21 protein-coding genes are annotated in these 19682 nt (G+C 50.9%); 8 read left to right on the top strand and 13 right to left on the bottom strand.

What is annotated here, in order from left to right; translation table 11 throughout:
• Positions 1 to 3: 3 nt before the first annotated feature.
• From EVJ32_RS04200 to EVJ32_RS04185, 4 genes are all read right to left on the bottom strand, one after another.
• Positions 4 to 1179: an EAL-associated domain-containing protein gene (locus EVJ32_RS04200; RefSeq protein WP_236637632.1), complete on the bottom strand. Its 1176-nt coding sequence runs from the start codon at positions 1177 to 1179 to the stop codon at positions 4 to 6.
• A gap of 55 nt (positions 1180 to 1234) precedes the next feature.
• Positions 1235 to 1486, bottom strand: a complete 252-nt coding sequence (locus EVJ32_RS04195; RefSeq protein ID WP_035385950.1) for a hypothetical protein — start codon at positions 1484 to 1486, stop codon at positions 1235 to 1237.
• Between the two features lie 102 nt (positions 1487 to 1588).
• On the bottom strand, positions 1589 to 3118 hold the full coding sequence (gene cshA, locus EVJ32_RS04190) for a degradosome RNA helicase CshA (protein WP_070328919.1): 1530 nt from the start codon (positions 3116 to 3118) through the stop codon (positions 1589 to 1591).
• Positions 3119 to 3280: 162 nt separating this feature from the next.
• Positions 3281 to 4132 carry a CvfB family protein gene (locus EVJ32_RS04185; RefSeq protein WP_131456861.1) on the bottom strand — a complete coding sequence of 284 codons (852 nt, stop codon included), beginning with the start codon at positions 4130 to 4132 and terminating at the stop codon, positions 3281 to 3283.
• A 567-nt stretch (positions 4133 to 4699) separates the two neighbouring features.
• Between EVJ32_RS04185 and EVJ32_RS04180 the strand changes: the two genes are divergently transcribed.
• From EVJ32_RS04180 to EVJ32_RS04165, 4 genes are all read left to right on the top strand, one after another.
• Positions 4700 to 4942, top strand: a complete 243-nt coding sequence (locus tag EVJ32_RS04180; protein ID WP_070328917.1) for a hypothetical protein — start codon at positions 4700 to 4702, stop codon at positions 4940 to 4942.
• An 84-nt stretch (positions 4943 to 5026) separates the two neighbouring features.
• Positions 5027 to 5287 carry a hypothetical protein gene (locus tag EVJ32_RS04175; RefSeq protein ID WP_016508370.1) on the top strand — a complete coding sequence of 87 codons (261 nt, stop codon included), beginning with the start codon at positions 5027 to 5029 and terminating at the stop codon, positions 5285 to 5287.
• 87 nt (positions 5288 to 5374) lie between these two features.
• A complete protein-coding gene (locus tag EVJ32_RS04170) occupies positions 5375 to 6076 on the top strand; it encodes a lysophospholipid acyltransferase family protein (RefSeq protein ID WP_131456859.1) in 702 nt (233 codons plus the stop codon).
• Positions 6073 to 7962 (top strand): ABC-F family ATP-binding cassette domain-containing protein, encoded by a 1890-nt coding sequence (locus EVJ32_RS04165; RefSeq protein ID WP_131456857.1) that lies wholly within the window; start codon positions 6073 to 6075, stop codon positions 7960 to 7962. The genes EVJ32_RS04170 and EVJ32_RS04165 overlap by 4 nt, the downstream gene beginning before the upstream one ends.
• Positions 7963 to 7980: 18 nt before the next feature.
• On the opposite strand, the gene EVJ32_RS04160 is transcribed toward EVJ32_RS04165, so the two are convergent.
• From EVJ32_RS04160 to EVJ32_RS04135, 6 genes are all read right to left on the bottom strand, one after another.
• Complete coding sequence (locus tag EVJ32_RS04160; RefSeq protein WP_131456855.1) at positions 7981 to 8526, bottom strand: GNAT family N-acetyltransferase; 546 nt, start codon at positions 8524 to 8526, stop codon at positions 7981 to 7983.
• Between the two features lie 22 nt (positions 8527 to 8548).
• Positions 8549 to 9181: a response regulator gene (locus EVJ32_RS04155; protein ID WP_131456853.1), complete on the bottom strand. Its 633-nt coding sequence runs from the start codon at positions 9179 to 9181 to the stop codon at positions 8549 to 8551.
• Positions 9178 to 10206: a sensor histidine kinase gene (locus EVJ32_RS04150; protein ID WP_131456851.1), complete on the bottom strand. Its 1029-nt coding sequence runs from the start codon at positions 10204 to 10206 to the stop codon at positions 9178 to 9180. The genes EVJ32_RS04155 and EVJ32_RS04150 overlap by 4 nt, the downstream gene beginning before the upstream one ends.
• Positions 10203 to 10895 carry a cell wall-active antibiotics response protein LiaF gene (liaF, locus tag EVJ32_RS04145; RefSeq protein WP_131456849.1) on the bottom strand — a complete coding sequence of 231 codons (693 nt, stop codon included), beginning with the start codon at positions 10893 to 10895 and terminating at the stop codon, positions 10203 to 10205. The genes EVJ32_RS04150 and liaF overlap by 4 nt, the downstream gene beginning before the upstream one ends.
• An 86-nt stretch (positions 10896 to 10981) precedes the next feature.
• Positions 10982 to 11638 (bottom strand): PspA/IM30 family protein, encoded by a 657-nt coding sequence (locus EVJ32_RS04140; protein ID WP_131456847.1) that lies wholly within the window; start codon positions 11636 to 11638, stop codon positions 10982 to 10984.
• A gap of 23 nt (positions 11639 to 11661) precedes the next feature.
• Complete coding sequence (locus EVJ32_RS04135; protein WP_016508398.1) at positions 11662 to 12045, bottom strand: lmo0954 family membrane protein; 384 nt, start codon at positions 12043 to 12045, stop codon at positions 11662 to 11664.
• A 295-nt stretch (positions 12046 to 12340) separates the two neighbouring features.
• Between EVJ32_RS04135 and EVJ32_RS04130 the strand changes: the two genes are divergently transcribed.
• On the top strand, positions 12341 to 13567 hold the full coding sequence (locus tag EVJ32_RS04130) for an NAD(P)-dependent malic enzyme (protein ID WP_131456845.1): 1227 nt from the start codon (positions 12341 to 12343) through the stop codon (positions 13565 to 13567).
• Positions 13568 to 13608: 41 nt separating this feature from the next.
• On the opposite strand, the gene pflA is transcribed toward EVJ32_RS04130, so the two are convergent.
• Positions 13609 to 14325, bottom strand: coding sequence for a pyruvate formate-lyase-activating protein (gene pflA, locus EVJ32_RS04125; RefSeq protein ID WP_131456843.1), 717 nt, complete (start codon positions 14323 to 14325; stop codon positions 13609 to 13611).
• A gap of 56 nt (positions 14326 to 14381) precedes the next feature.
• Entirely contained in the window at positions 14382 to 16628 is a 2247-nt protein-coding gene (gene pflB / locus EVJ32_RS04120; protein WP_131456841.1) for a formate C-acetyltransferase, read from the bottom strand.
• Between the two features lie 360 nt (positions 16629 to 16988).
• Here pflB and EVJ32_RS04115 point away from each other — a divergent pair, with 360 nt between their 5' ends.
• Genes EVJ32_RS04115 through EVJ32_RS04105 form a run of 3 tightly spaced genes read left to right on the top strand, consistent with a single transcriptional unit; the run spans position 16989 to position 19270 of the window.
• The gene (locus EVJ32_RS04115; RefSeq protein ID WP_070328907.1) at positions 16989 to 17411 is read left to right on the top strand and encodes a hypothetical protein; all 423 of its coding nucleotides are present in this window, start codon (positions 16989 to 16991) and stop codon (positions 17409 to 17411) included.
• 54 nt (positions 17412 to 17465) lie between these two features.
• Positions 17466 to 18632: a DEAD/DEAH box helicase gene (locus tag EVJ32_RS04110; RefSeq protein ID WP_070328906.1), complete on the top strand. Its 1167-nt coding sequence runs from the start codon at positions 17466 to 17468 to the stop codon at positions 18630 to 18632.
• Entirely contained in the window at positions 18629 to 19270 is a 642-nt protein-coding gene (locus tag EVJ32_RS04105) for a hypothetical protein (RefSeq protein ID WP_131456839.1), read from the top strand. The genes EVJ32_RS04110 and EVJ32_RS04105 overlap by 4 nt, the downstream gene beginning before the upstream one ends.
• A gap of 30 nt (positions 19271 to 19300) precedes the next feature.
• Here EVJ32_RS04105 and EVJ32_RS04100 read toward each other — a convergent pair whose 3' ends face one another.
• Positions 19301 to 19648: a hypothetical protein gene (locus tag EVJ32_RS04100; protein WP_131456837.1), complete on the bottom strand. Its 348-nt coding sequence runs from the start codon at positions 19646 to 19648 to the stop codon at positions 19301 to 19303.
• Between the last annotated feature and the right edge of the window lie 34 nt (positions 19649 to 19682).

Genomic DNA, 19682 nt, shown 5'->3' with positions numbered 1-19682 from the left:
CTCTCAATCTAATAATCGGTTTTGGTATAAGTACTCTTCTGATAAATCGGCGAACAAAAACATGCCGTCCGGTAACGGATAGCTGAACGTACGTGTCACTTCGTTGGAGCTGAAGTCGCGATAGTCTTCCGACAAATAGCCCCGCCCGCGAACACTCATCGCCGCCATCGTCCGGATAAAGTACGGTCGAAAACTCCAGTTATAGCCTCGGTACGTGTTATCGACTTTCCAAACGTGTTGCTCTTGGTAGACGTTCGCACTCGTCTGGAAGCCCGTTTGGTCGGTCAAGTAGTAGCGGACGAGCATCCCTTCTAATTTAGGGGCGATATGGAGCAGCCATTCATCCTTCTTATCCCGTGACCATTTCCCGGTTTGGACGAGCTCCGCGACTTTTCCGTGAAGTTCGAATTCTAGCTCATACAACCGCTTCAATCGCTCTTGGTCGTGCAGGAAGAACGCTGGAACTTCTTGCGTGAGCACACTCATTCCTTTTGCTTCACGCGGCGGGAAATCCTCTTGACGACCTAACAAGCCACCCATGTAGTAACTTCCACCGTGCTGCCAGGCGTAACGCAACTGACCGAGATGATCGATTGACTTATAGAGCAGCGGGGCCCCGAGTTTCGAAGCAATGTATTCCATCGTCTGGAGCATTTGGGGGTAAGTCACCGACAACGTCTTCTTCTCGACCATCGTTGCTAAATCGACAAGCAACAACTCCGGTGCAATCGTCATGATGTCCTCGATACTCGTCGACTCCGCGAAGTCGAGCGCGACTCTCACACCAGAAGATCGATAATATTGGACGACGCGGGACAGACGAGACACATCGACGAGCTCGGTCCCTTGAAGTGTCACAAATATCCGGTGGAGCGGGAAGTTCAATTCCCGTAACGGTGCTAAAAATGCTTCGCCCCCTTCTTCAAGGATCCATTCCGACCGGCAGCGGAACGTGACGAACTGCTTTTCGTCACGCAACGCTTCGGCGGCCAACCGTTCCATCCGCTTGGCGATGTCGAGTTGATACTCGACCGGTACGTCGTCATCATAAAAGAACGGGGTGAGCGACTCGCCCCTGAAATGGCCGTGTACCATGTAGCCTTCCACTTGAAACGTGGCCGCCCCGAAAATCGGTTCATACGTCACTTCGACTTCATTTGGATTCATCATCACATCCACTGCATCCAATTGGATCACCTCATCCTCATTTTCGAAACAAGAAAGCGAGCCGGTTTCAGCTCGCTCGTGTATGCACATACATATAGGCACCGAAACAAGCAATAAAATACACGATACTCATCACACCGTATCCGATTCCCATCTTCCCGCCGACGCCGATGGCCATGACTAACCAAATCATCGCGCCAAACAAAAGTGTGGCGACCGGAATATATCGGAAATTCGGACGTACTGTCCGCATAACAATCGGCTTCAATGCTAGGATGCACGCCAATAATATGACGAGACCTAAACCTAGTTCTACCATCCGTTGACACCTCATCCTTCAATCTCTACTCGTTCAGTGTAGCATGAGATAAATAAAAAAACCGCAAATCCACTTAAGGAAATGCGGTTTTCGTTTTATCGATTAGTCACGCGGACGACGTGGGCCACGGTCTTCTGATGAGCGACGACGATCGTCAGTCCCACCAGTGCGTTTTCCACGGTATCCACCGCCACCGCTACGTTCGCCTGAGCGTCCGCCACGGTCTCCGCCGCCAGTGCGACGGTCTCCGCCACCACTGCGTGCGCCGCCACGGTATCCACCGCGGTCGTTGCGTCCACCTTGACGTTTCACACGGACTGGTTCTGCGTAAGAGATTTCAACAGGTGTTGAATCTGGCTCTTTCGTCAAACCACGAAGTGCTGCTGCGAGAAGCTCGACTGCTTCGTACTCTTCAAGGAGCTCAGTCGCAAGTTGCGTGTAAGCTTTGAAATCGCCCGCTTGAACGCGTTCGATCAAATCTTCAGCTGATTGCTTTTGGTTTCCTTCAAGTACTTCTGCGATCGTCGGTACGTGACGACGGTTCATTTTCTTGTTCGTCACACGTTCGATTGACTTCACTTGGCCGAATTCACGTGGCGTGATGAACGTAAGGGCAGTACCTGTTTTACCAGCACGGCCTGTACGTCCGATACGGTGCACGTAGCTTTCCGGATCTTGTGGGACGTCAAAGTTGTAAACGTGTGTGACACCTGTGATATCAAGTCCACGCGCCGCTACATCTGTTGCGACCAAGATGTCGATCGTGCCGTTTTTGAAACGACGGATGACTTGGTCACGTTTTGATTGCGTCAAGTCACCGTGAAGGCCATCAGCCGTGTAACCACGTTTGATGAGTGCTTCTGTAACTTCGTCAACACGTTTCTTCGTACGAGCGAAGATGATGCTGAGTTCTGGTGAGTCGATGTCGATCAAACGGCAAAGTGTATCGAATTTTTGACCTTCACGCAATTCGAGGAACTGTTGGTTGATGTTTTCAACTGTCATTTCCTTCGATTTCACTTTGATGATTGTTGGCGACTTCATGAAGCGCTCAGCGATCTTCTTGATTTGTGGTGGCATTGTCGCTGAGAAGAGAAGCGTTTGACGTTCAGCCGGAAGGCCTTTCAAAATCATCTCGATATCTTCAACGAAGCCCATGTTGAGCATTTCATCCGCCTCATCCAAAATCACTGTTTGGATCTCGTCGAGTTTGATCGTCTTGCGTTTCATGTGGTCCATGAGACGTCCAGGTGTCGCAACGACGATTTGCGGGTTCTTTTTCAAGCCGCGGATTTGGCGGTCGATTTGCTGACCACCGTATACAGGAAGTGCGTATACACGCTTCGTTTCCCCGATTTTGTTTAACTCTTCTGCAACTTGAATCGCAAGTTCACGTGTCGGTGCAAGAACAAGTGCTTGGACTTGACGCGCCTTTGTGTCGATTCGCTCAATTGTCGGAATACCGAAAGCTGCTGTTTTCCCTGTACCTGTTTGTGCTTGGCCTAATACATCCGCTCCTGTAAGTGCGATTGGAATTGTTTCAGCTTGGATCGGTGTCGCTTCCTCGAAGCCCATTTTGAGTACACCTTTTACTAATGCTTCACTTAACTGTAAATCTTGAAATTTTGTCAAATTATATTCTCCTTTGTTCATGCAAAAAACGTCTGAGGTTAGTTCTGCAGACGTTCTTTAAATGTTTCCTCGTAGTCAACTCTTATTACTATACCGCATTTGTTTCTAAAATGAAAGAAATACATTCTAAAACTTTTTTTAGCCACCTGGACATGAGTAATCTTATTTCAATTTATACCCGTTGTCGAGTTTTTCAACCTGCTTTTCTTTCAAGAGCTTCCCGAGCGCCCGTTTGAAGGCCGCCTTGCTCATGCCAAACTCACGGTCGATCACGTCTGGGGCTGTCTTGTCGCCGTAAGGCATTTCACCACCGCGTTCTTCGATGTAAGAACGAATGCTTTCCGCATCCGGGTCGATCGCTTCATACGCTCGCGGTTTCATCGATACAAGAACGGTACCGTCTTGCTTCACTTGCGTCACACGTACTGCTAACTGTTCGCCGAGACGCGGCCACCGCGTCATCTCTGCTTCATGTAAGAAACCGAGTGATTCATTCTCGACCCAGACGTTGACACCGACGTCACGTTTGTTGACGACGATCGCTTGAACGTCTTGATTGCCCCACTCTTCTTTGGCGGGACGGGCAAGCAAGTTCAAATACGCATAATGAGCCGGTTCTCCGAGAAGACGGCCTTTTTGATCGTACTTGAGACGGACGCATAGCTTATCGCCTTCTTTCGGCCAATATGTCCGGTTTTCAGGAAGGTCGTCGAGCGAGACGAGCACATCCTTTTGAATGCCGATGTTGACGAACACGCCCGTATTGTAGCGAACGCCTGTCACATCGAACCATTCATATTCTTCAAACGATACGTTCGGAATCGTCATCGTCGAAGCGAGACGGCCTTCCGAGTCATGATATAGGAAGACACGCACCGTTTGACCGACTGTGACTTCTTCTGTTTGTTCTTTCCGATGAAGTAATACCTCTTCACGGCCGTTCCCAATAAATACGCCAAAATCGGCTGAACGTTCCGCAACTAGATCGACTACATCTCCTGCACGTAATACCATTCTATACACATCCTTTTTCATCTTATTACTGTCAGTATACCTACCTACACACGTTCTTAATCATATCACGTTCCTTTTCCTGCTTCAGGTCAATTGTGTCCAATTTGTGAACGAGACAATGAACCACCCAACCGTCAAGCTTCTAAATCGACCGAGTATCAGACGGAATTTTGTGACAATTTTGTGAACAATGTTTTTCCATCTAGTATCCACTTTTTGAAAACGTTATTATTAAAGAAGTGTTGTTTATAAATCAGGTTTCAGCAATGTCCGAACGGGGGAAATAAAATGTTTGATGTTCAATCTCGCTCATTTGCGAAACGCTTCATGAAGGGCCTTTTGATTGCATTCTTCGCTCTTCTTGCTTCGCTGAGTTTCATATTCTCAAACGGTGTCGATACGAACGTATCGTCTTCCGTCACGATGGTTCAAGAGTAAGCGCCCTCTCGCTCGTCAGAAGGCGTTTTTTTGTTTTGTTCGACAAAAAAAGGAATTTTTTACTCACTTGTCGAACGAGAAATACGTTCGGTTTTTTCAATTGAATCATCTGGGAAGGGAGAGTCACTCATGCTATTTTATTTTCTCACCACGATTCTTTCAGTCGTCGGTTTGTCCGTCTCGCTCCAAACCGGTTTTTTCAAAGATCCAATCGGCACATTCTTGTTCGCGGCGCTGCTCGCCATGGGTCTATCTTCATTTAAACAGCTTATCGCACAAATGAACGTGCTCCTGAAAGAACGGCGCAATCAAAAGCGCATCGACCGCATCGTTGCTCGCATGCACTCCAGTTCACGCAAACGCTCTACATAACGCTCGTGTTCCCACGCCACTTTTGGTATTCTATTCTAGATAGAAGAGCACAACGGACTTGGACCGTAGGAGGCACAAACACGAATGAATGAAATCCCTTTATCGAACGAATGGCTGTTACGCTATTCACCCGTCATGGAGCTGTGGCTGAAAGAAGACGGCATTTTGCTCGTCGATGACGACAACCGAATCCGCCTCACCTTAGAAATTGGCAGTGATCACGTGATGCAGTTTAAGAGCATCGAGCAAGACGGTGCCTACTTTGTCGTTGACCCGGTGAATAAACGAATTACGTTCGAACTCGAGGAAGAAGAAGAGGAAACCGATTCTCGCTTCTGGGAATAAAGATTCATGTCTAAGAGTCAGATTCTCTGTGTGAGAAGAAGACTCTTTCTTGCTGTTTGGCTCTATTTTGAAAAGGAGATTGATACTATGTTACGCACCGCCATTTGGTTTTTCTCGTTCTTCGCCGTCTTGCCCGTCTTGCTTCCGTTTTATCCGAAAGCAAAACGACTCGACGTACCGGCACGATACGATTACGTTCAAAAAATCGCCTACAACTGGGCCGGCTTCTTATTGAAAGTGGCCGGAGCCCGAGTCCGTGTGCACGGACAAGAACATATTCCGAACGAACCGGTCGTCTACGTCGCCAACCACCAAGGAAACTTCGACATCCCGATCATGATCACGGCGACGAACCATCCGAAAGCGTTCATCTCAAAAATCGAAGTCAAAAAAATTCCGATGATCGCGGGTTGGATGGAATTGATGGGTTGCATCTTTATCGATCGCAGCGACCGCCGCCAATCCGTCAAAGCGATCCGCGCCGGTGTCGAGACAATCCAATCCGGACAGTCAATCATCATCTTCCCGGAAGGCACTCGTTCAAAAGGTGGGCCGATGAAAGAGTTTAAAGCCGGCAGCCTGACGCTCGCCACGTCGAGCGGAGCAAAAATCGTTCCGGTGGCGATCAACGGCAGCCATCACCTGCTCGAAATGAAAAACCGGATTAGACCGGGTATCGTCGATGTGACGTTTTTACCGGCTATCGACCCGGCTGACGTCTCGAATAAAGATTTGACAGCGAAAGTAGAAGCGATGATTCGCCAAGTCGTTGAAGGAGGTTCCAAATGAGTTTATTAACAATCGAAGGCATCCGTAAAGAGTTCGCCGATAAAGTCTTGTTTGACGACGTCACGATGACGATTCATCCCGGTAACCGGATTGGTGTCATCGGCGTCAACGGTTCTGGGAAATCGACGTTCTTAAAAATCATTGCCGGCGTCGAAACAGCAGACAAAGGCACGATGCAACATCCGAACGACTATCGGATTCGTTATTTGACGCAAACCGTCGATTTCGCTCCCGGTCAGACAATTTTAGACGCCTTGTTCACGAGCAACACCCCATCCGTCTTGGCGTTAAAACAATACGAGCTCGCTCGCCAAGCACTCGAGGCGAACCCATCGAGCGAGCAATGGCTCGAACGTTTCATGAAAGCACAGCAAGCGGTCGATGCCGCTGACGCTTGGGAAACGGAAGCGAAGCTGAAGTCGATCTTGAATCGGCTCGGGTTACCCGACGTGTCGGCCGAGATCAGTTCCCTCTCCGGGGGCCAACAAAAACGGGTCGCGCTCGCTGCGGCCTTGCTCGACGAAGCCGACTTGCTCTTACTTGACGAGCCGACGAACGAACTTGACGCCGATACGATCGCTTGGCTCGAGACGGTTCTCGCGGACTACCGAGGCGCGATCTTGCTCATCACCCACGACCGTTATTTCTTGAACCGTGTGACGAACCATATTCTCGAGATTGCCGACGGCACGTCTTACTTTTATGACGGGAACTATGAACTGTTTCTCGAGAAACGGGCCGAACGCAAAGCCCGCTCCCAGTCGATGGAACAAAAGCGGCAAAACATCTTGCGACGCGAGCTCGCTTGGCTACGCCGCGGTGCCAAAGCTCGGACGACGAAACAGAAAGCCCGGATTCAACGTGTCGAGGGCTTAAAGCAGCAAGAGGCACTCGCCGAAGACGATGCGCTCGACGTATCGGTCGGTTCACGCCGGCTCGGTAAAAAAGTCATCGAAGTCGAACAGTTGTCGTTCCAGTATGCGGACACGCCGCTCATTCACGATTTCAGTTGGCTGTTCGGACGCCGGGAACGGTACGGCATCGTTGGACCGAACGGGAGCGGCAAGACGACGCTCATGAACTTACTCGCCGGTCGCATCGAACCGACGTCAGGCACGGTCGTCCACGGTGAGACGGTTCACATCGGTTACTACGGTCAACAAGTCGAATTTGACGATACGACGCGACGGGTCATCGACGAGATCGAACGGATCGCCCAAGTCATCTACACACCGGACGGCGAGACGATCACCGCCGGTCAAATGCTCGAGCGTTTCTTGTTCACACCGGACGCCCAATATAAACCGATCAGTAAACTGTCCGGTGGCGAGAAGCGGCGCCTTGTGTTGCTGCGGATTTTGATGGATGAGCCGAACGTCTTGTTCTTAGATGAGCCGACGAACGATCTCGATACGGAAACGTTGTCGGTTTTAGAGGACTACTTAGAGTCGTTCCCAGGAACCGTCATCGCCGTCAGTCACGACCGTTACTTCCTTGACCGTATCGCCGAGCAACTCATCGCCTTCGAAGAGGGGACAATCAACGTCTACCACGCCGAATATAGCGATTATCTGGCCGAGCTTCAAGACGAGGCACGTCAACTTAAAAAAGAACCGAAAGACAAGAAAGAGCGCGCCAAAGTCGACGTCGTCAAATTCACTTTTAAAGAACAAAAAGAGTGGGAGACGATCGAGGAAGAGATCGCTCTAACCGAACAGAAAATCGAAGCTGCAGAAGCGCGACTCGCCGATGCCGGTAGCGATCTCGGAAAAGTGAACGATCTTTACGCTGAAATCAGTACCCTCAAGCAAACACTCGAAGAAAAAATGGAGCGCTGGGAGTACTTGTCTGAAATCGATGAACAAATTCAAGCTCAGAAAAAATAAAAAAAGACGGATCACAATTTAACATTGTGGTCCGTCTTTTTTCGCTATGTAGCCGTATACGTACACGTCGTATGTTTGATTACCTTGGCGCATATAGTGGCGCAGTGTTCCTTCACGAATAAAACCATTGCGTTCTAACAGTTGCTGCGAAGGGATATTTTCAGGATAGACGATAGCCCCGACTCGCTCGATATCTGCGGAACACGCAGCAAACGTCAATACCGCCTGCAACGCCTCTGTCGCGTAGCCGTTCCGCCAATAATGCGGATGGATCTCATAACCGATCTCGGCACGTCGATGGCGCGGGGCGCGATTGTGGAAGCCGATCGTCCCCATCAACTCGGGATTACCTTTCCTCATAATGCCCCAACGCATGATCGACCCGTCGGCAATCCCTTCTAGCATCCCGAATAGCATTTGTTCCGTCTGTCCAAGCGATTGATGCGGCTCCATCCCATAATGGCGCAACACGTCGACGTTTGAAAAAATCGTGAATAGACGCTCCGCATCGGTCGGTTGTAACTGCCGTAACTGCAGTCGTTCCGTTTCAATCGTTGGAATCATCCCGTTTCCCCCGTCCGAGTGATTATTTGTCCACTAAATTATGTTGAAACGCATAGACGACCGCTTGCGTCCGGTCATAGACGTCAAGCTTCGTCAAAATATTCGAGACGTGCGTCTTCACCGTCTTCAACGAAATGTATAATTCATCGGCGATGACTTGGTTCGCCTTGCCTTCGGCCATCAGTTGCAAAATCTCGCGTTCCCGCGCCGTCAAACTTTCATGAAGGGTCGTCTCCGGATGCCGCAGACGTTCGAGCATCTTGCCGGTCACTTGTGCGGCCATGACCGGATTACCGGCTGCCGTCTGACGGATCGCGTTGGCGATTTCATTCGCGTTCGCCGTCTTCAAGACATAACTCATCGCACCGGCCTCGATGACCGGATACACTTTTTCATCGTCCAAAAAACTCGTCACGACTAAAATTTTCGCATCTTTCCAGCTCGCTTTGATACGCTTCGTCGACTCGACTCCGTCCACAGGCTCCATCACGAGGTCCATCAAGACGACGTCCGGTTTTTCAGCGATGGCGAGTTCCGCTCCGGTCGCCCCGTCCGACGCTTCCCCGACTACTTCAATGTCCGGCTGTGTCGACAGAAATGCCGAGACACCAGCCCGGACCATCTCATGATCATCAATCAATACGACTCGAATCATTCTAACCCCTCCACTTGTTGTTTCACACGCACTTCGATTTGTGTACCGACTCCAGGCACGCTGACGAGACGTAACGTCCCGCCGACTTCGGCCGTTCTCTCTCTTATCGATTGTAAGCCATATGAGGCGACTTGTGTATCCTCGACATTAAAACCGATCCCGTCGTCATTTATTTTCAAGATGACCGTCTGTTGGACGGTCCGCATTTCAATTTCGAGCCGCTTCGCCTTGGCATGCCTGAGCGTATTGCTGATCGCTTCTTGAACGATGCGGAACAACTCATTTTCCGCATGGCGTGACAATTTCACTTCCTCGAGACGCCAGATGAGCTCGGTCGATTGTTTGCGGGACAGTTCTTCTAACAGACGTTCAATCCCCGTCTTCAAGGTCATCCCTTCTAACTCGACGGGACGAAGCTGCAACAAGAGCGAACGCATCTCGGCCTGAGCGGTCTGTGCCATGACTTCGACTTGACCGATCTGTTTAGCGGCGAGTTCCGGTTTCGATTCGATCGTCTGCTTGACCGCTGTCGTCATCATCGAGATCGCGTAGAGTTGTTGGCTGACCGAGTCGTGCAGCTCACGGGCGACGCGACGACGTTCTTCGACGACCGCCTCGCTACGTGCCTCTTCGACACTGACCGGCCGATCGCCGACCCGTTTGGCGACTTCGATCATCTCCGTACGTTGTTTGCTGATACGGACAATCCGTTCAAGCGTGTCGCGGTACGGCGATAACGGCCGGAACACGATCTCTTTTTGATTCTCGAGCTTCCATAGGGCAATCGCCACTTCACGGAAATCCCGGCGTAAATAAAAATAAGAGCCAACTCCAAATATGCTGCCGATCAAGACGGCGATGACAATGATAGACACACCGAAAGGCAACCCTTCTTCACGTGTAAATAAATCTCGGAGTGAAGTCGAGTCACCTATTAGAAATGCAATCGTCACGAATAGCGCCGTCAGTAGACTACTGAATAATTGGTGCCAGACGACCGTCCTTGGGTAAGAATCCTTCTTCATACGGTCATCACCTCGACGCTTCCGCTCATGAGCACGATATGAATCCGGACTTTCCGGTTCGCTGCTTGATACTCATCGGACGCCGTATAAAAACGGCGGTTAAACACCGGTGAATAGTTCGATTCATCGACTTGGATCTTGCCAAAACCGATCGAGGCGTCGATCGAATAATCGTAACCGGCCGGGATGAGGATGCGGATATCCCCAGCGAGTCCGTTCAAGAGCAAGAACGTCTCCCCTTCCGGAATGATGGCGCGCGATAAATCCATCTCGACGTCGCGCAGCAAAAAGAATTCATTCGTGTCTTGCAAGACGTAATGGCCCGACTCTTTCGTCCCGAACGAAAACGCCTGTTCTTGACGAATATGCGACCGGAACCGACTCGACTCAAGCGGTCGATTTTTATACAAACGGTACCCGAACATGAGCAATAATCCTGATAAGACGAACCCGAACGCGGCCGAAGAAAAGATGAGTCCGACGAGCATCACGCCGCCAATCCCATAAAAGATATAACTGACCGGCTGATTTCCTTTCCGGCTGAAGCGACGCCCGATATAAAGCAATAAGAGCGGCACAATCATGCTGAAGAGGACGCTGTTCCCACCCGTCAAGATGTCGATAAATAGTCCGATGGCAAATAAAATAATCATGAAGCCGATGATTTGGCGTGTGTTCCAACGTTCCACTCTGATCCCCCCTCCCTATCGATATGTACAATGAAGCAAAGAAGCGATGGCCCGAAAATATTCTGGACCATCGCTGAACCAGTACGTCAGTCTTGTTTAAAGCGACGCTCAAGTTCTTTTAATTTTGCTTCGAAATCATCTTCGTCCATCGCGTCGATTTTTTCGTCGACCTCAGGTTCTTCTTTCGTTGCGTCTTTCTTCTCTTCTTCTGTGAACGGATGCGACTTCGATGTGTCCGCTCCGAAGATTTGATCGAGCGCACCTTTCAACAAATCAAGGTTCTCACGCATCGCGAACTCGTAACGCTTGTTTTGCATCTCGTCGAGTTTGAGGCGCATCTCAAGGGCACGGCGCTCAAGGGCATCAAGTTCACGACCGCCTTCGTCTAACAAGCCTTCGAAGTAGCGATACTGTTCACCGTAATGTTTTGACTCGAGAGCAGCGCGTTCAGCCAGTTTCTCTTCGCCGGCTTGTTTCGCGAGCTCTGTCTGTTCGTAGCGCTTGTCAGCCATCAATTTGGCATCGTCACGCTTCGTCGCGAGTTCGCCGAGCAACGCCTTCTGACGCTCGACGAGACGTTCGACCGACAACGCCTCTTTTTCAGCGCCGCGGATGTGGCGGTTCAATTCGGCTTCCCCACTCGAGCGTGGCGCCTCTTTATCTTGATACTTTTTCATTTCTTTTGAAAATTCTTTCGTCAACTCGTTAGCTAAATCACGAAACTGATCAAATGGTGTCTTCATCATAAAATCCTCCTTCTAAAAACTTAGCGACGGTTTACAAACTTTTGCCAGACTTGATCGAACGATTGGAAGCTGCTACGACTAGCACGCGACCCGTCCGCATTTAAGATCTCAACGTCCCGCTTTTGGTTGGCATACATCATATACCCTTTAAACAACATCCATGCCACCACAATTCCGATTAACGCCCAAATATTCGACAAAATCGTGATGATCCCGATCACGGCGAGCAAGCCGTAACCGATTTTTGCGCCGACATGCGTCACGGCCATGAATCTGACTCCAGCCCAAAGTGCTAAGAGCGCCCCCAAACCAAACATGATCATATTTGGTAAAAAGCCGATTAGGACGAGAACTAGAGAGATTGCCGCCACGATGAACAACACTTGCTTCACTTGGCGATTCATCTGTCATCCCTCCTCATTAAGTACACTCTTATCATAATACGCCATTTAAAAGATGGCGACGAGCGGAAGGCTTGTTTTTCCTCGGTCTGTAGACTGAGATGATAGCGGTATCAGAAAATCTGGTACATCGAATGTATCGAACAATGAATTGTCAGGACCAATTCTACATATATGAACAATCGTTCAGAAATAATTGCGTCCATAGCAGGTAAAACGCTCGAAAGTAAGCGGTTTCTTCGATACAATGTAGTCGATTGTGACAGACAAAAAATCGTACGCACACAGGGAGAGAGTTATGAAAACATTGAACGAACGCGCACTCGAGATGCATGCTTTGCACCACGGTAAATTAGAAACGACGCCAAAAGTCGACGTCGACACGACAGAAGCGCTCAGCCTCGCCTACTCACCGGGCGTCGCCGAACCGTGCCGCCGCATCGCCGACAATAAAGAGCTGTCCTATGAATATACGTTGCGCGCCAACACGGTCGCCGTCGTCTCGGACGGAAGCGCCGTACTCGGGCTCGGCAACATCGGTCCGGAAGCGGCGTTGCCGGTCATGGAAGGCAAGGCCGTCCTGTTCAAAAGTTTCGCCGGGGTCGATGCGTTCCCGATTTGTTTAGACACACACAACGTCGATGAGATCGTGCGGACGGTCGAACTACTGGCCCCGACGTTCGGCGCCGTCAACTTAGAAGACATCAAGGCACCCGAATGTTTTGAGATCGAGGCCCGGTTGAAGCAGACGCTCCCAATCCCGGTCTTCCATGACGATCAACACGGGACGGCGATCGTCGTCTTGGCCGGCCTCGTCAATGCACTCCGTTTGGTCGACAAGACGATGCCTGAACTGCGTGTCGTCATGAATGGGGCCGGGGCCGCCGGAATCGCCATCGCCAAACTGCTCAAGCGCTTCGGCGTCGAGGACCTCGTCATCTGTGATACGAAAGGTGCGATTTATGAAGGACGCGCCGACGGCATGAACCCGTTCAAAGACCAAATCGCCAAGGCGACGAACCGGAAGCTCCACATCGGTACGCTCGCCGACGTGCTCGAGGGGGCCGACGTCTTCATCGGCGTCTCAGCCGCCGGCGCCGTCACCGAGGACATGGTCCGCACGATGGCCACGGATCCGATCATCTTCGCCCTCGCGAACCCAATTCCAGAGATTATGCCGGATCTCGCGACTTCCGCAGGGGCCCGCATCGTCGCGACCGGTCGCTCGGACTTCGCCAACCAAGTGAACAACGTCCTCGCTTTCCCCGGTATTTTCCGTGGGGCGCTCGACGTCCGGGCGTCAGAGATCAACGAAGAGATGAAAGAAGCGGCCGTCCATGCGATCGCTGACTTATTAACAGAGGACGACCTCGCGAACGGCATCGTCATCCCGAGCCCGTTCGACGAGCGGGTCGCACCGGCCGTCGCAATCGCCGTCGCGAAGACGGCTGTCGAGACCGGTGTCGCCAACCGTCCGCTCGATGAGGACGCTATTCGCCGCCACGTGCGTGATAAACGGCTATAACACGAAAAACTGCGCAGACCATAACGGTCTGCGCAGTTTTTTTAGACTGTACCTTGCAAGATCCCTTCCGCCCACTCGACTTCTTCCGTCGTCGGTGGTTTGATGCCTTTTAATGGATAGTCGAGGCCGAGCGCCTCCCATTTATAGACGCCCATCTCGTGATACGGCAAGATTTCAACTTTCTCGACGTGGTCGAGTTTTTGAATGAACGCCGCCGTGCGCCGGAGCGCCCCTTCATCAAGCGTCCATTCCGGGACAAGAACGTGGCGAATCCACATTTTCGTTCCGCGCTCGGATAAATGTTCAGCAAGCGCGAGCGTGTTGGCGTTGCTCCGTCCTGTCAGTTTCTTGCACATGTCGTCATCGATGTGTTTAATATCGAGTAAGACGAGGTCGGTGTGGTCTAAGATGGCGTCAAGGTTAGGAGGACGGAGTGCACCCGACGTATCGAGCGTCGTGTGGAGCCCGTGTTTTTTCGCTTCACGCAACAGCGCTTCTAAAAACTCTGGCTGCGCGAGCGGATCGCCCCCTGAAATTGTGATGCCGCCTTTTGATGCTTCCATGAACGGACGATAGTTGAGCGCTTCTTGAATGACGTCCTCGGCCGAACGATGGTTATTCTTTTTAAAATCCCACGTATCAGCGTTGTGGCAATACAAGCAGCGAAGCGCACAACCTTGCAAAAAGACGATAAAACGAATTCCCGGGCCGTCAACGGTTCCAAACGATTCGACCGAGTGTACATATCCCATTGTCATCGAGATGACCTCCTAACGAATGAGCGGCCTTCAAGCGAAGGCCGCCAAGCCTTTACTTATAATGAACCGTGGAACGTCCGGTTGATGACGTCGATCTGTTGCTCGCGTGTCAACTTGATGAAGTTGACGGCGTAACCTGATACGCGGATCGTGAGCTGCGGGTACTCTTCTGGATGTTCCATAGCGTCGAGCAGCGTCTCACGATTGAAGACGTTGACGTTCAAGTGGTGACCTTTGTGCTCGCCACCCATATAGCCGTCAAGAAGTGCCGCCAAGTTAAGTTCACGTGCGACGTCTTCTTTACCGAGTGCTTTCGGTACGATCGAGAACGTGTACGAAATGCCGTCTTGCGCGTGTTCGAACGGAAGTTTGGCGACTGACGAGAGCGACGCTGCCGCTCCTTTCGTATCGCGGCCGTGCATCGGGTTCGCACCTGGTGCGAACGGCTCACCAGAACGACGGCCGTCCGGCGTATTACCTGTTTTCTTGCCGTAGACGACGTTCGACGTGATCGTCAAGACCGACTGCGTATGAAGCGCGTCGCGGTACGTTTTATGTTTCCGGACTTTTTCCATGAACGATCCGACGAGTTCGACGGCGATCGCGTCGACACGGTCATCGTTGTTTCCGAATTTCGGGAAGTCGCCTTCTGTTTCAAAGTCGACAGCGATGCCGAATTCATTCCGGACCGGTTTGACCGTCGCATATTTGATTGCTGACAAGCTGTCCGCCGTCACCGAAAGGCCAGCGATACCACAAGCCATCGTCCGTAAGATTTCAGGATCGTGGAGCGCCATTTCGATCCGTTCGTACGCATATTTATCGTGCATGAAGTGAATGACGTTGAGTGTGTTGACGTAAAGCTCCGCGAGCCAGTCGAGCGTCCGGTCGAAATCAGCGTACACTTTGTCGTACGTGAGGACGTCTTCTGTGTTCATGTCCCAAGCCGGAGCGATTTGATCGCCGCTCTTCTCATCGCGTCCACCGTTCATGCTGTAGAGGAGTGCTTTCGCCATATTGGCACGGGCACCGAAGAACTGCATCTGTTTGCCGATTTTCATCGGTGACACACAGCAGGCGATGCCGTAATCGTCACCAAACTCTGGAAGCATGAGGTCGTCGTTTTCGTATTGGATCGCCGACGTCTCAATTGACATCTTCGCGCAATATTGTTTGAATCCTTCCGGTAATTTCGTCGACCAAAGCACCGTCAAGTTCGGTTCTGGTGCCGGGCCGAGGTTTGTGAGCGAGTGAAGGAAACGGAACGAACTCTTCGTGACGTTCGAACGGCCATCCTCACTCATCCCACCGATTGATTCCGTGACCCAAGTTGGATCTCCAGAGAACAATTCGTTATAGTCAGGCGTCCGCAAGAATTTGACGATGCGGAGTTTCATGATGAAGTGATCGACGATTTCTTGGACGTCTGACTCTGTCAAACGGCCCGCCGCCATGTCACGCTCAGCGTACACGTCAAGGAATGTCGATACGCGTCCGAGAGACATCGCCGCACCGTTTTGTTCTTTGACAGCTGCAAGGTAAGCGAGATATACCCATTGATAGGCTTCTTGCGTCGTTTCAGCCGGGCGACCGAGGTCGAATCCGTAAGCAGCGCCGAGTTGTTTCAATTCTTGAAGGGCACGAAGCTGTTCAGACATCTCTTCCCGCGTCCGAATGTCTGCTTCTGAGAGGAAACCGCCATTGTTCGCCAAATCTTTTTTACGCTCGGCAATCAAGAAATCTAAACCGTATAAGGCAACGCGACGGTAGTCACCGATGATCCGGCCACGTCCGTATGCGTCTGGGAGACCTGTGATGATCCCTGACTTCCGTGCCGCCCGCATCTCTGGTGTGTAGGCATCGAAAACACCTTGGTTGTGTGTTTTACGAATGTCTGAATAGATTTTTGTGATTTCAGGATTTGGTTCGAAGCCGTATGACTCGAGCGCGGCGTCGACCATGCGGATGCCGCCGTTCGGATGAATCGAGCGTTTGAACGGTTCGTCCGTTTGGACACCGACGACTTTTTCAAGGTCTTTATTTAAGTACCCAGGTCCGTGTGAGATAATTGTCGACGGCGTGTTTTGATCGACATCCCAAACGCCCCCGCGTTCCCGTTCTTCTTTCGTCAATTCCATCACTTGTCCCCAAAGACGATTCGTCGCCTCTGTCGGTCCGACTAAGAAACGGTCATCCCCTGTATACTCGTGGCGGTTCAAGCGGATAAATTCACCGACATTCACTTCGTTCGTCCACTGTCCAGGAACAAATCCTGACCAGGCTGATTTAATTTCAGTTGCCATTATGGTCACTCCTCATAGTTGAGATAACTGCCTGATTCCTTATAATATGAGTGTACGTGAAAACGCCAACAATATGTTTTACATTCTTGTGAAAGTTGTAACAATCTCATGAACATTGGTGTTATGCCGTTTTTGTAAGCGCTATTTTATCTGTTATAGTAGTTTTTCAACTTACATAGAAACAGACGAATCCCTGTCCGTTCACGTTCTTGTGAATCCTGTATTATCTTTAAGGAGTTGTGAAAAATCATACAGTTTTTGTAGTGACTTAACTCACAGGTTCGGGATAGAACTTGAATTTTTGCCTTATATCGAGCACAATGGAAGCAGAACATTGTAGAAGAGGAAGGGGTTCTTCCCATGACGTATGAACCATTAACAGCCGAGCATAACTTAAAAGCCGGTGACCGCATCTCCCTTAAAGTCGAAGAGGCTGGAGACAAGCGCGACGGATTTATCACAGAATTTGAAGAAAAAGGCTTTTGGATTCGCTTTGATGACGATATCGAGAATGAGGATTTCATCGATTTCCGTGACCATTTAATGGTCGCACTCGTGTCGCGCCCAATCGACGTCGCGACGACGTATCCAGAACTAAACGCCTATGCAAAATTGCTTAAGGAATTGGAATACCGCGTGTATCAAGGCTTCACGGTCGAAGGTGTCGAAGCCTCACCTGAGCACATCGACGTGCACATCAAACTCGTCGAGGACGGGCAAGTGTACACACAGACGCTCCGTTCATCGATTGACCAAGACACTGAACATGTTCGCTATATTTGAACCAGGGAGCGCTTATGCTTCCTTTGTTTTTGCCCAACGATAAGGAGAACTGATATGAACTTTACAAAACCATTCATTAACGAAGCCTGGGAACGCCTTGGCTTTAACGAACCGATGCCGGTCCAAGCGGAAGCGTTCCCGCCCCTTTTAGAAGGAAAAGACGTCACGATCGAAGCACCGACAGGGACAGGTAAGACACTCGCTTATCTTTTACCCGCTATTGAAAAAATCGATGCCTCGAACGACCGGATCCAAGTCGTCATCGTCGCACCGACGCGCGAACTCGTCATGCAGATCCAAACGGTGGCGCAACGTTTCACCGAAAAAGGTGACGTCCGGATTGCCTCGTTCATCGGCGGCGTCGAACTGAAGCGCCAAATCGATCGCTTGAAGAAAAAACCGCATTTAATCGTCGGGACACCAGGACGTCTCGTTGAATTGATCGAGAAGAAAAAACTTAAACTGCACGAAACGCATACGATCGTGCTCGATGAAGCCGATCAAATCATCGACAGCGGATTGACGGAAGCAGCCGAGCGCATCATCAACCATACGGCGCACGAGCATCAAATCTCACTCGTTTCGGCGACGTTGACGGACACGCTCCAAGCATGGGCTGCCCCATTCTTGAAAGAACCGGTTCACGTGAAGGTCGAACGGACTGTCAGTGCTCAAGTGACGTACGGCTATATGTTGACGACACGTCGCTATAAGCCAGAACTGCTTCGCCGCCTGTCACACGTCGACGGCGTCAAAGTGCTCGCGTTTATCAACAACCGCTCGTTCTTACCGCCGCTCAAAGGTGAGCTCGATAAGATGAAAGTGAACTACCGTATGCTCGATAGCTTGAAAGGGAAACGTGCCCGCGTCGAGACGCTCCGCGAATTCCGTAAAGGCGAATATCCGCTCCTCATCACGACGGGTCTCGCAGCGCGCGGACTCGACATCGATGAAGTGACGCACGTCGTCCATTTCGATTTACCTGAATCGACCGATGACTTCATCCACCGCTCAGGACGGACCGCTCGCGGTAGCGCGGCCGGGACGGTCCTCTCGATCGTGACGCCGGAAGATTTGACGCACTTGAAATCGTTCGCCCGCCAGCTCGGTGTCGAATTGAAAGAGCTTGAGATTTACCGTGGCGAAGTCATCGAGAAACGGATCGAAGACAAACCGCCGGTCGTCAAACGTCCTGCAGACAAGCGAGGACCACGGCGATGAAAAAAGACCGGAAAGTAATTCCCTTCCCTTTGCTCGTCGAAGAGTCCGAATTGCTGGCCGAACTGAAAAAGTTATACGAGCAAGCGGCACTCGCACGCAGCACGCAGTGGACGAACTATATCCAAGAGATCGCTTCGGAAGGCACGTGGCACTTGAAAGACGCCGAACTGTTCCGCGATTTGTTCATCGATTGGGCCGTCTTCTTTGAGACGGACGAGGACGGGATGACACCGCATGGCCGCTATTTGGCGGACCATAAAGCCGATATGTCACCCGCCCTCTATCACGCCTTGCGCGGTCTCGCCGTCCCCCGGTGCTCTGTCTTTGAAGTGACCGAGGACGGTCTCCGCGATTGGGAGACGAAAGAATCGTATAAAGTGACGTTGCCGGAGGTTCGTGAACCGGGCGACGTCATGCTCGGCAAACTGCTCGATATCCGTGGCAGCTGGCGCTTCGGGTCGGCCTTCCTCGCACTTCCAGCGAAGATGGCTGGCAACGTAGCAGATCTGTACATCGACTTCATGGATGAGGTCGGTCCAGGTGCGTTCCTCGACCAGTTCCCAGAATTCTGTGCAGAACTGATCGATATGTTGCTTGATTTAGAAGAAGGGGTCATCATCCCGAAACCAACGAAATAACCGAGAGGCAGCCGCCTCTCGGTTTTTCTATTAGTAAACATAGTAATGGACGGGTCGATTCGCCGTCTGTCCGCTGTCTCCTTCTGCTTTTATGGAAGCGCGCGAAACCATTTCCCCTTCATCATATACTTCTAACATGGCTCCTTCTTTTTTAGGAAGCACATGATAGACTAACTGATCGATATAAGTGATTGACCCGACTGCACCTTGAATGACTTGGCGAGTCGTCTGCTCTAACGAGTTTAAATCAATAATCAATTCTGTTCCGTCAGATCGAATCGCACGATATTCATCTCCCGTATCTTCTTTTAACGTCTCAAGTGTCATTGCTTGAATCGGAATATAGCGATTGCCCATTGATACTTGTTCTTGATGCATAGTCGAATACCATGACCACTCCGATCAATGTCTT

The sequence above is a fragment of the Exiguobacterium sp. SH5S4 genome, assembly GCF_004337045.1.
In the GTDB taxonomy this organism is placed as follows: domain Bacteria; phylum Bacillota; class Bacilli; order Exiguobacteriales; family Exiguobacteriaceae; genus Exiguobacterium; species Exiguobacterium aurantiacum_A.
The sequence above is the reverse complement of the archived record's forward strand: the minus strand, read 5'-3'. Positions and strand labels throughout refer to the sequence as shown.

What these genes read in the sequence shown, in the direction of transcription:
- EVJ32_RS04150 (WP_131456851.1), bottom strand. Translation starts at nt 10,206, where the DNA reads ATGAAGAAGGATTCTTACCCAAGGACGGTCGTCTGGCACCAATTATTC.
- EVJ32_RS04160 (WP_131456855.1), bottom strand. Translation starts at nt 8,526, where the DNA reads ATGATTCCAACGATTGAAACGGAACGACTGCAGTTACGGCAGTTACAA.
- EVJ32_RS04105 (WP_131456839.1), top strand. Translation starts at nt 18,629, where the DNA reads ATGAAAAAAGACCGGAAAGTAATTCCCTTCCCTTTGCTCGTCGAAGAG.
- pflA (WP_131456843.1), bottom strand. Translation starts at nt 14,325, where the DNA reads ATGACAATGGGATATGTACACTCGGTCGAATCGTTTGGAACCGTTGAC.
- EVJ32_RS04180 (WP_070328917.1), top strand. Translation starts at nt 4,700, where the DNA reads ATGCTATTTTATTTTCTCACCACGATTCTTTCAGTCGTCGGTTTGTCC.
- EVJ32_RS04135 (WP_016508398.1), bottom strand. Translation starts at nt 12,045, where the DNA reads ATGAATCGCCAAGTGAAGCAAGTGTTGTTCATCGTGGCGGCAATCTCT.
- EVJ32_RS04140 (WP_131456847.1), bottom strand. Translation starts at nt 11,638, where the DNA reads ATGAAGACACCATTTGATCAGTTTCGTGATTTAGCTAACGAGTTGACG.
- EVJ32_RS04155 (WP_131456853.1), bottom strand. Translation starts at nt 9,181, where the DNA reads ATGATTCGAGTCGTATTGATTGATGATCATGAGATGGTCCGGGCTGGT.
- EVJ32_RS04175 (WP_016508370.1), top strand. Translation starts at nt 5,027, where the DNA reads ATGAATGAAATCCCTTTATCGAACGAATGGCTGTTACGCTATTCACCC.
- EVJ32_RS04115 (WP_070328907.1), top strand. Translation starts at nt 16,989, where the DNA reads ATGACGTATGAACCATTAACAGCCGAGCATAACTTAAAAGCCGGTGAC.
- EVJ32_RS04110 (WP_070328906.1), top strand. Translation starts at nt 17,466, where the DNA reads ATGAACTTTACAAAACCATTCATTAACGAAGCCTGGGAACGCCTTGGC.
- pflB (WP_131456841.1), bottom strand. Translation starts at nt 16,628, where the DNA reads ATGGCAACTGAAATTAAATCAGCCTGGTCAGGATTTGTTCCTGGACAG.
- EVJ32_RS04185 (WP_131456861.1), bottom strand. Translation starts at nt 4,132, where the DNA reads ATGGTATTACGTGCAGGAGATGTAGTCGATCTAGTTGCGGAACGTTCA.
- EVJ32_RS04130 (WP_131456845.1), top strand. Translation starts at nt 12,341, where the DNA reads ATGAAAACATTGAACGAACGCGCACTCGAGATGCATGCTTTGCACCAC.
- EVJ32_RS04195 (WP_035385950.1), bottom strand. Translation starts at nt 1,486, where the DNA reads ATGGTAGAACTAGGTTTAGGTCTCGTCATATTATTGGCGTGCATCCTA.
- EVJ32_RS04165 (WP_131456857.1), top strand. Translation starts at nt 6,073, where the DNA reads ATGAGTTTATTAACAATCGAAGGCATCCGTAAAGAGTTCGCCGATAAA.
- EVJ32_RS04100 (WP_131456837.1), bottom strand. Translation starts at nt 19,648, where the DNA reads ATGCATCAAGAACAAGTATCAATGGGCAATCGCTATATTCCGATTCAA.
- EVJ32_RS04170 (WP_131456859.1), top strand. Translation starts at nt 5,375, where the DNA reads ATGTTACGCACCGCCATTTGGTTTTTCTCGTTCTTCGCCGTCTTGCCC.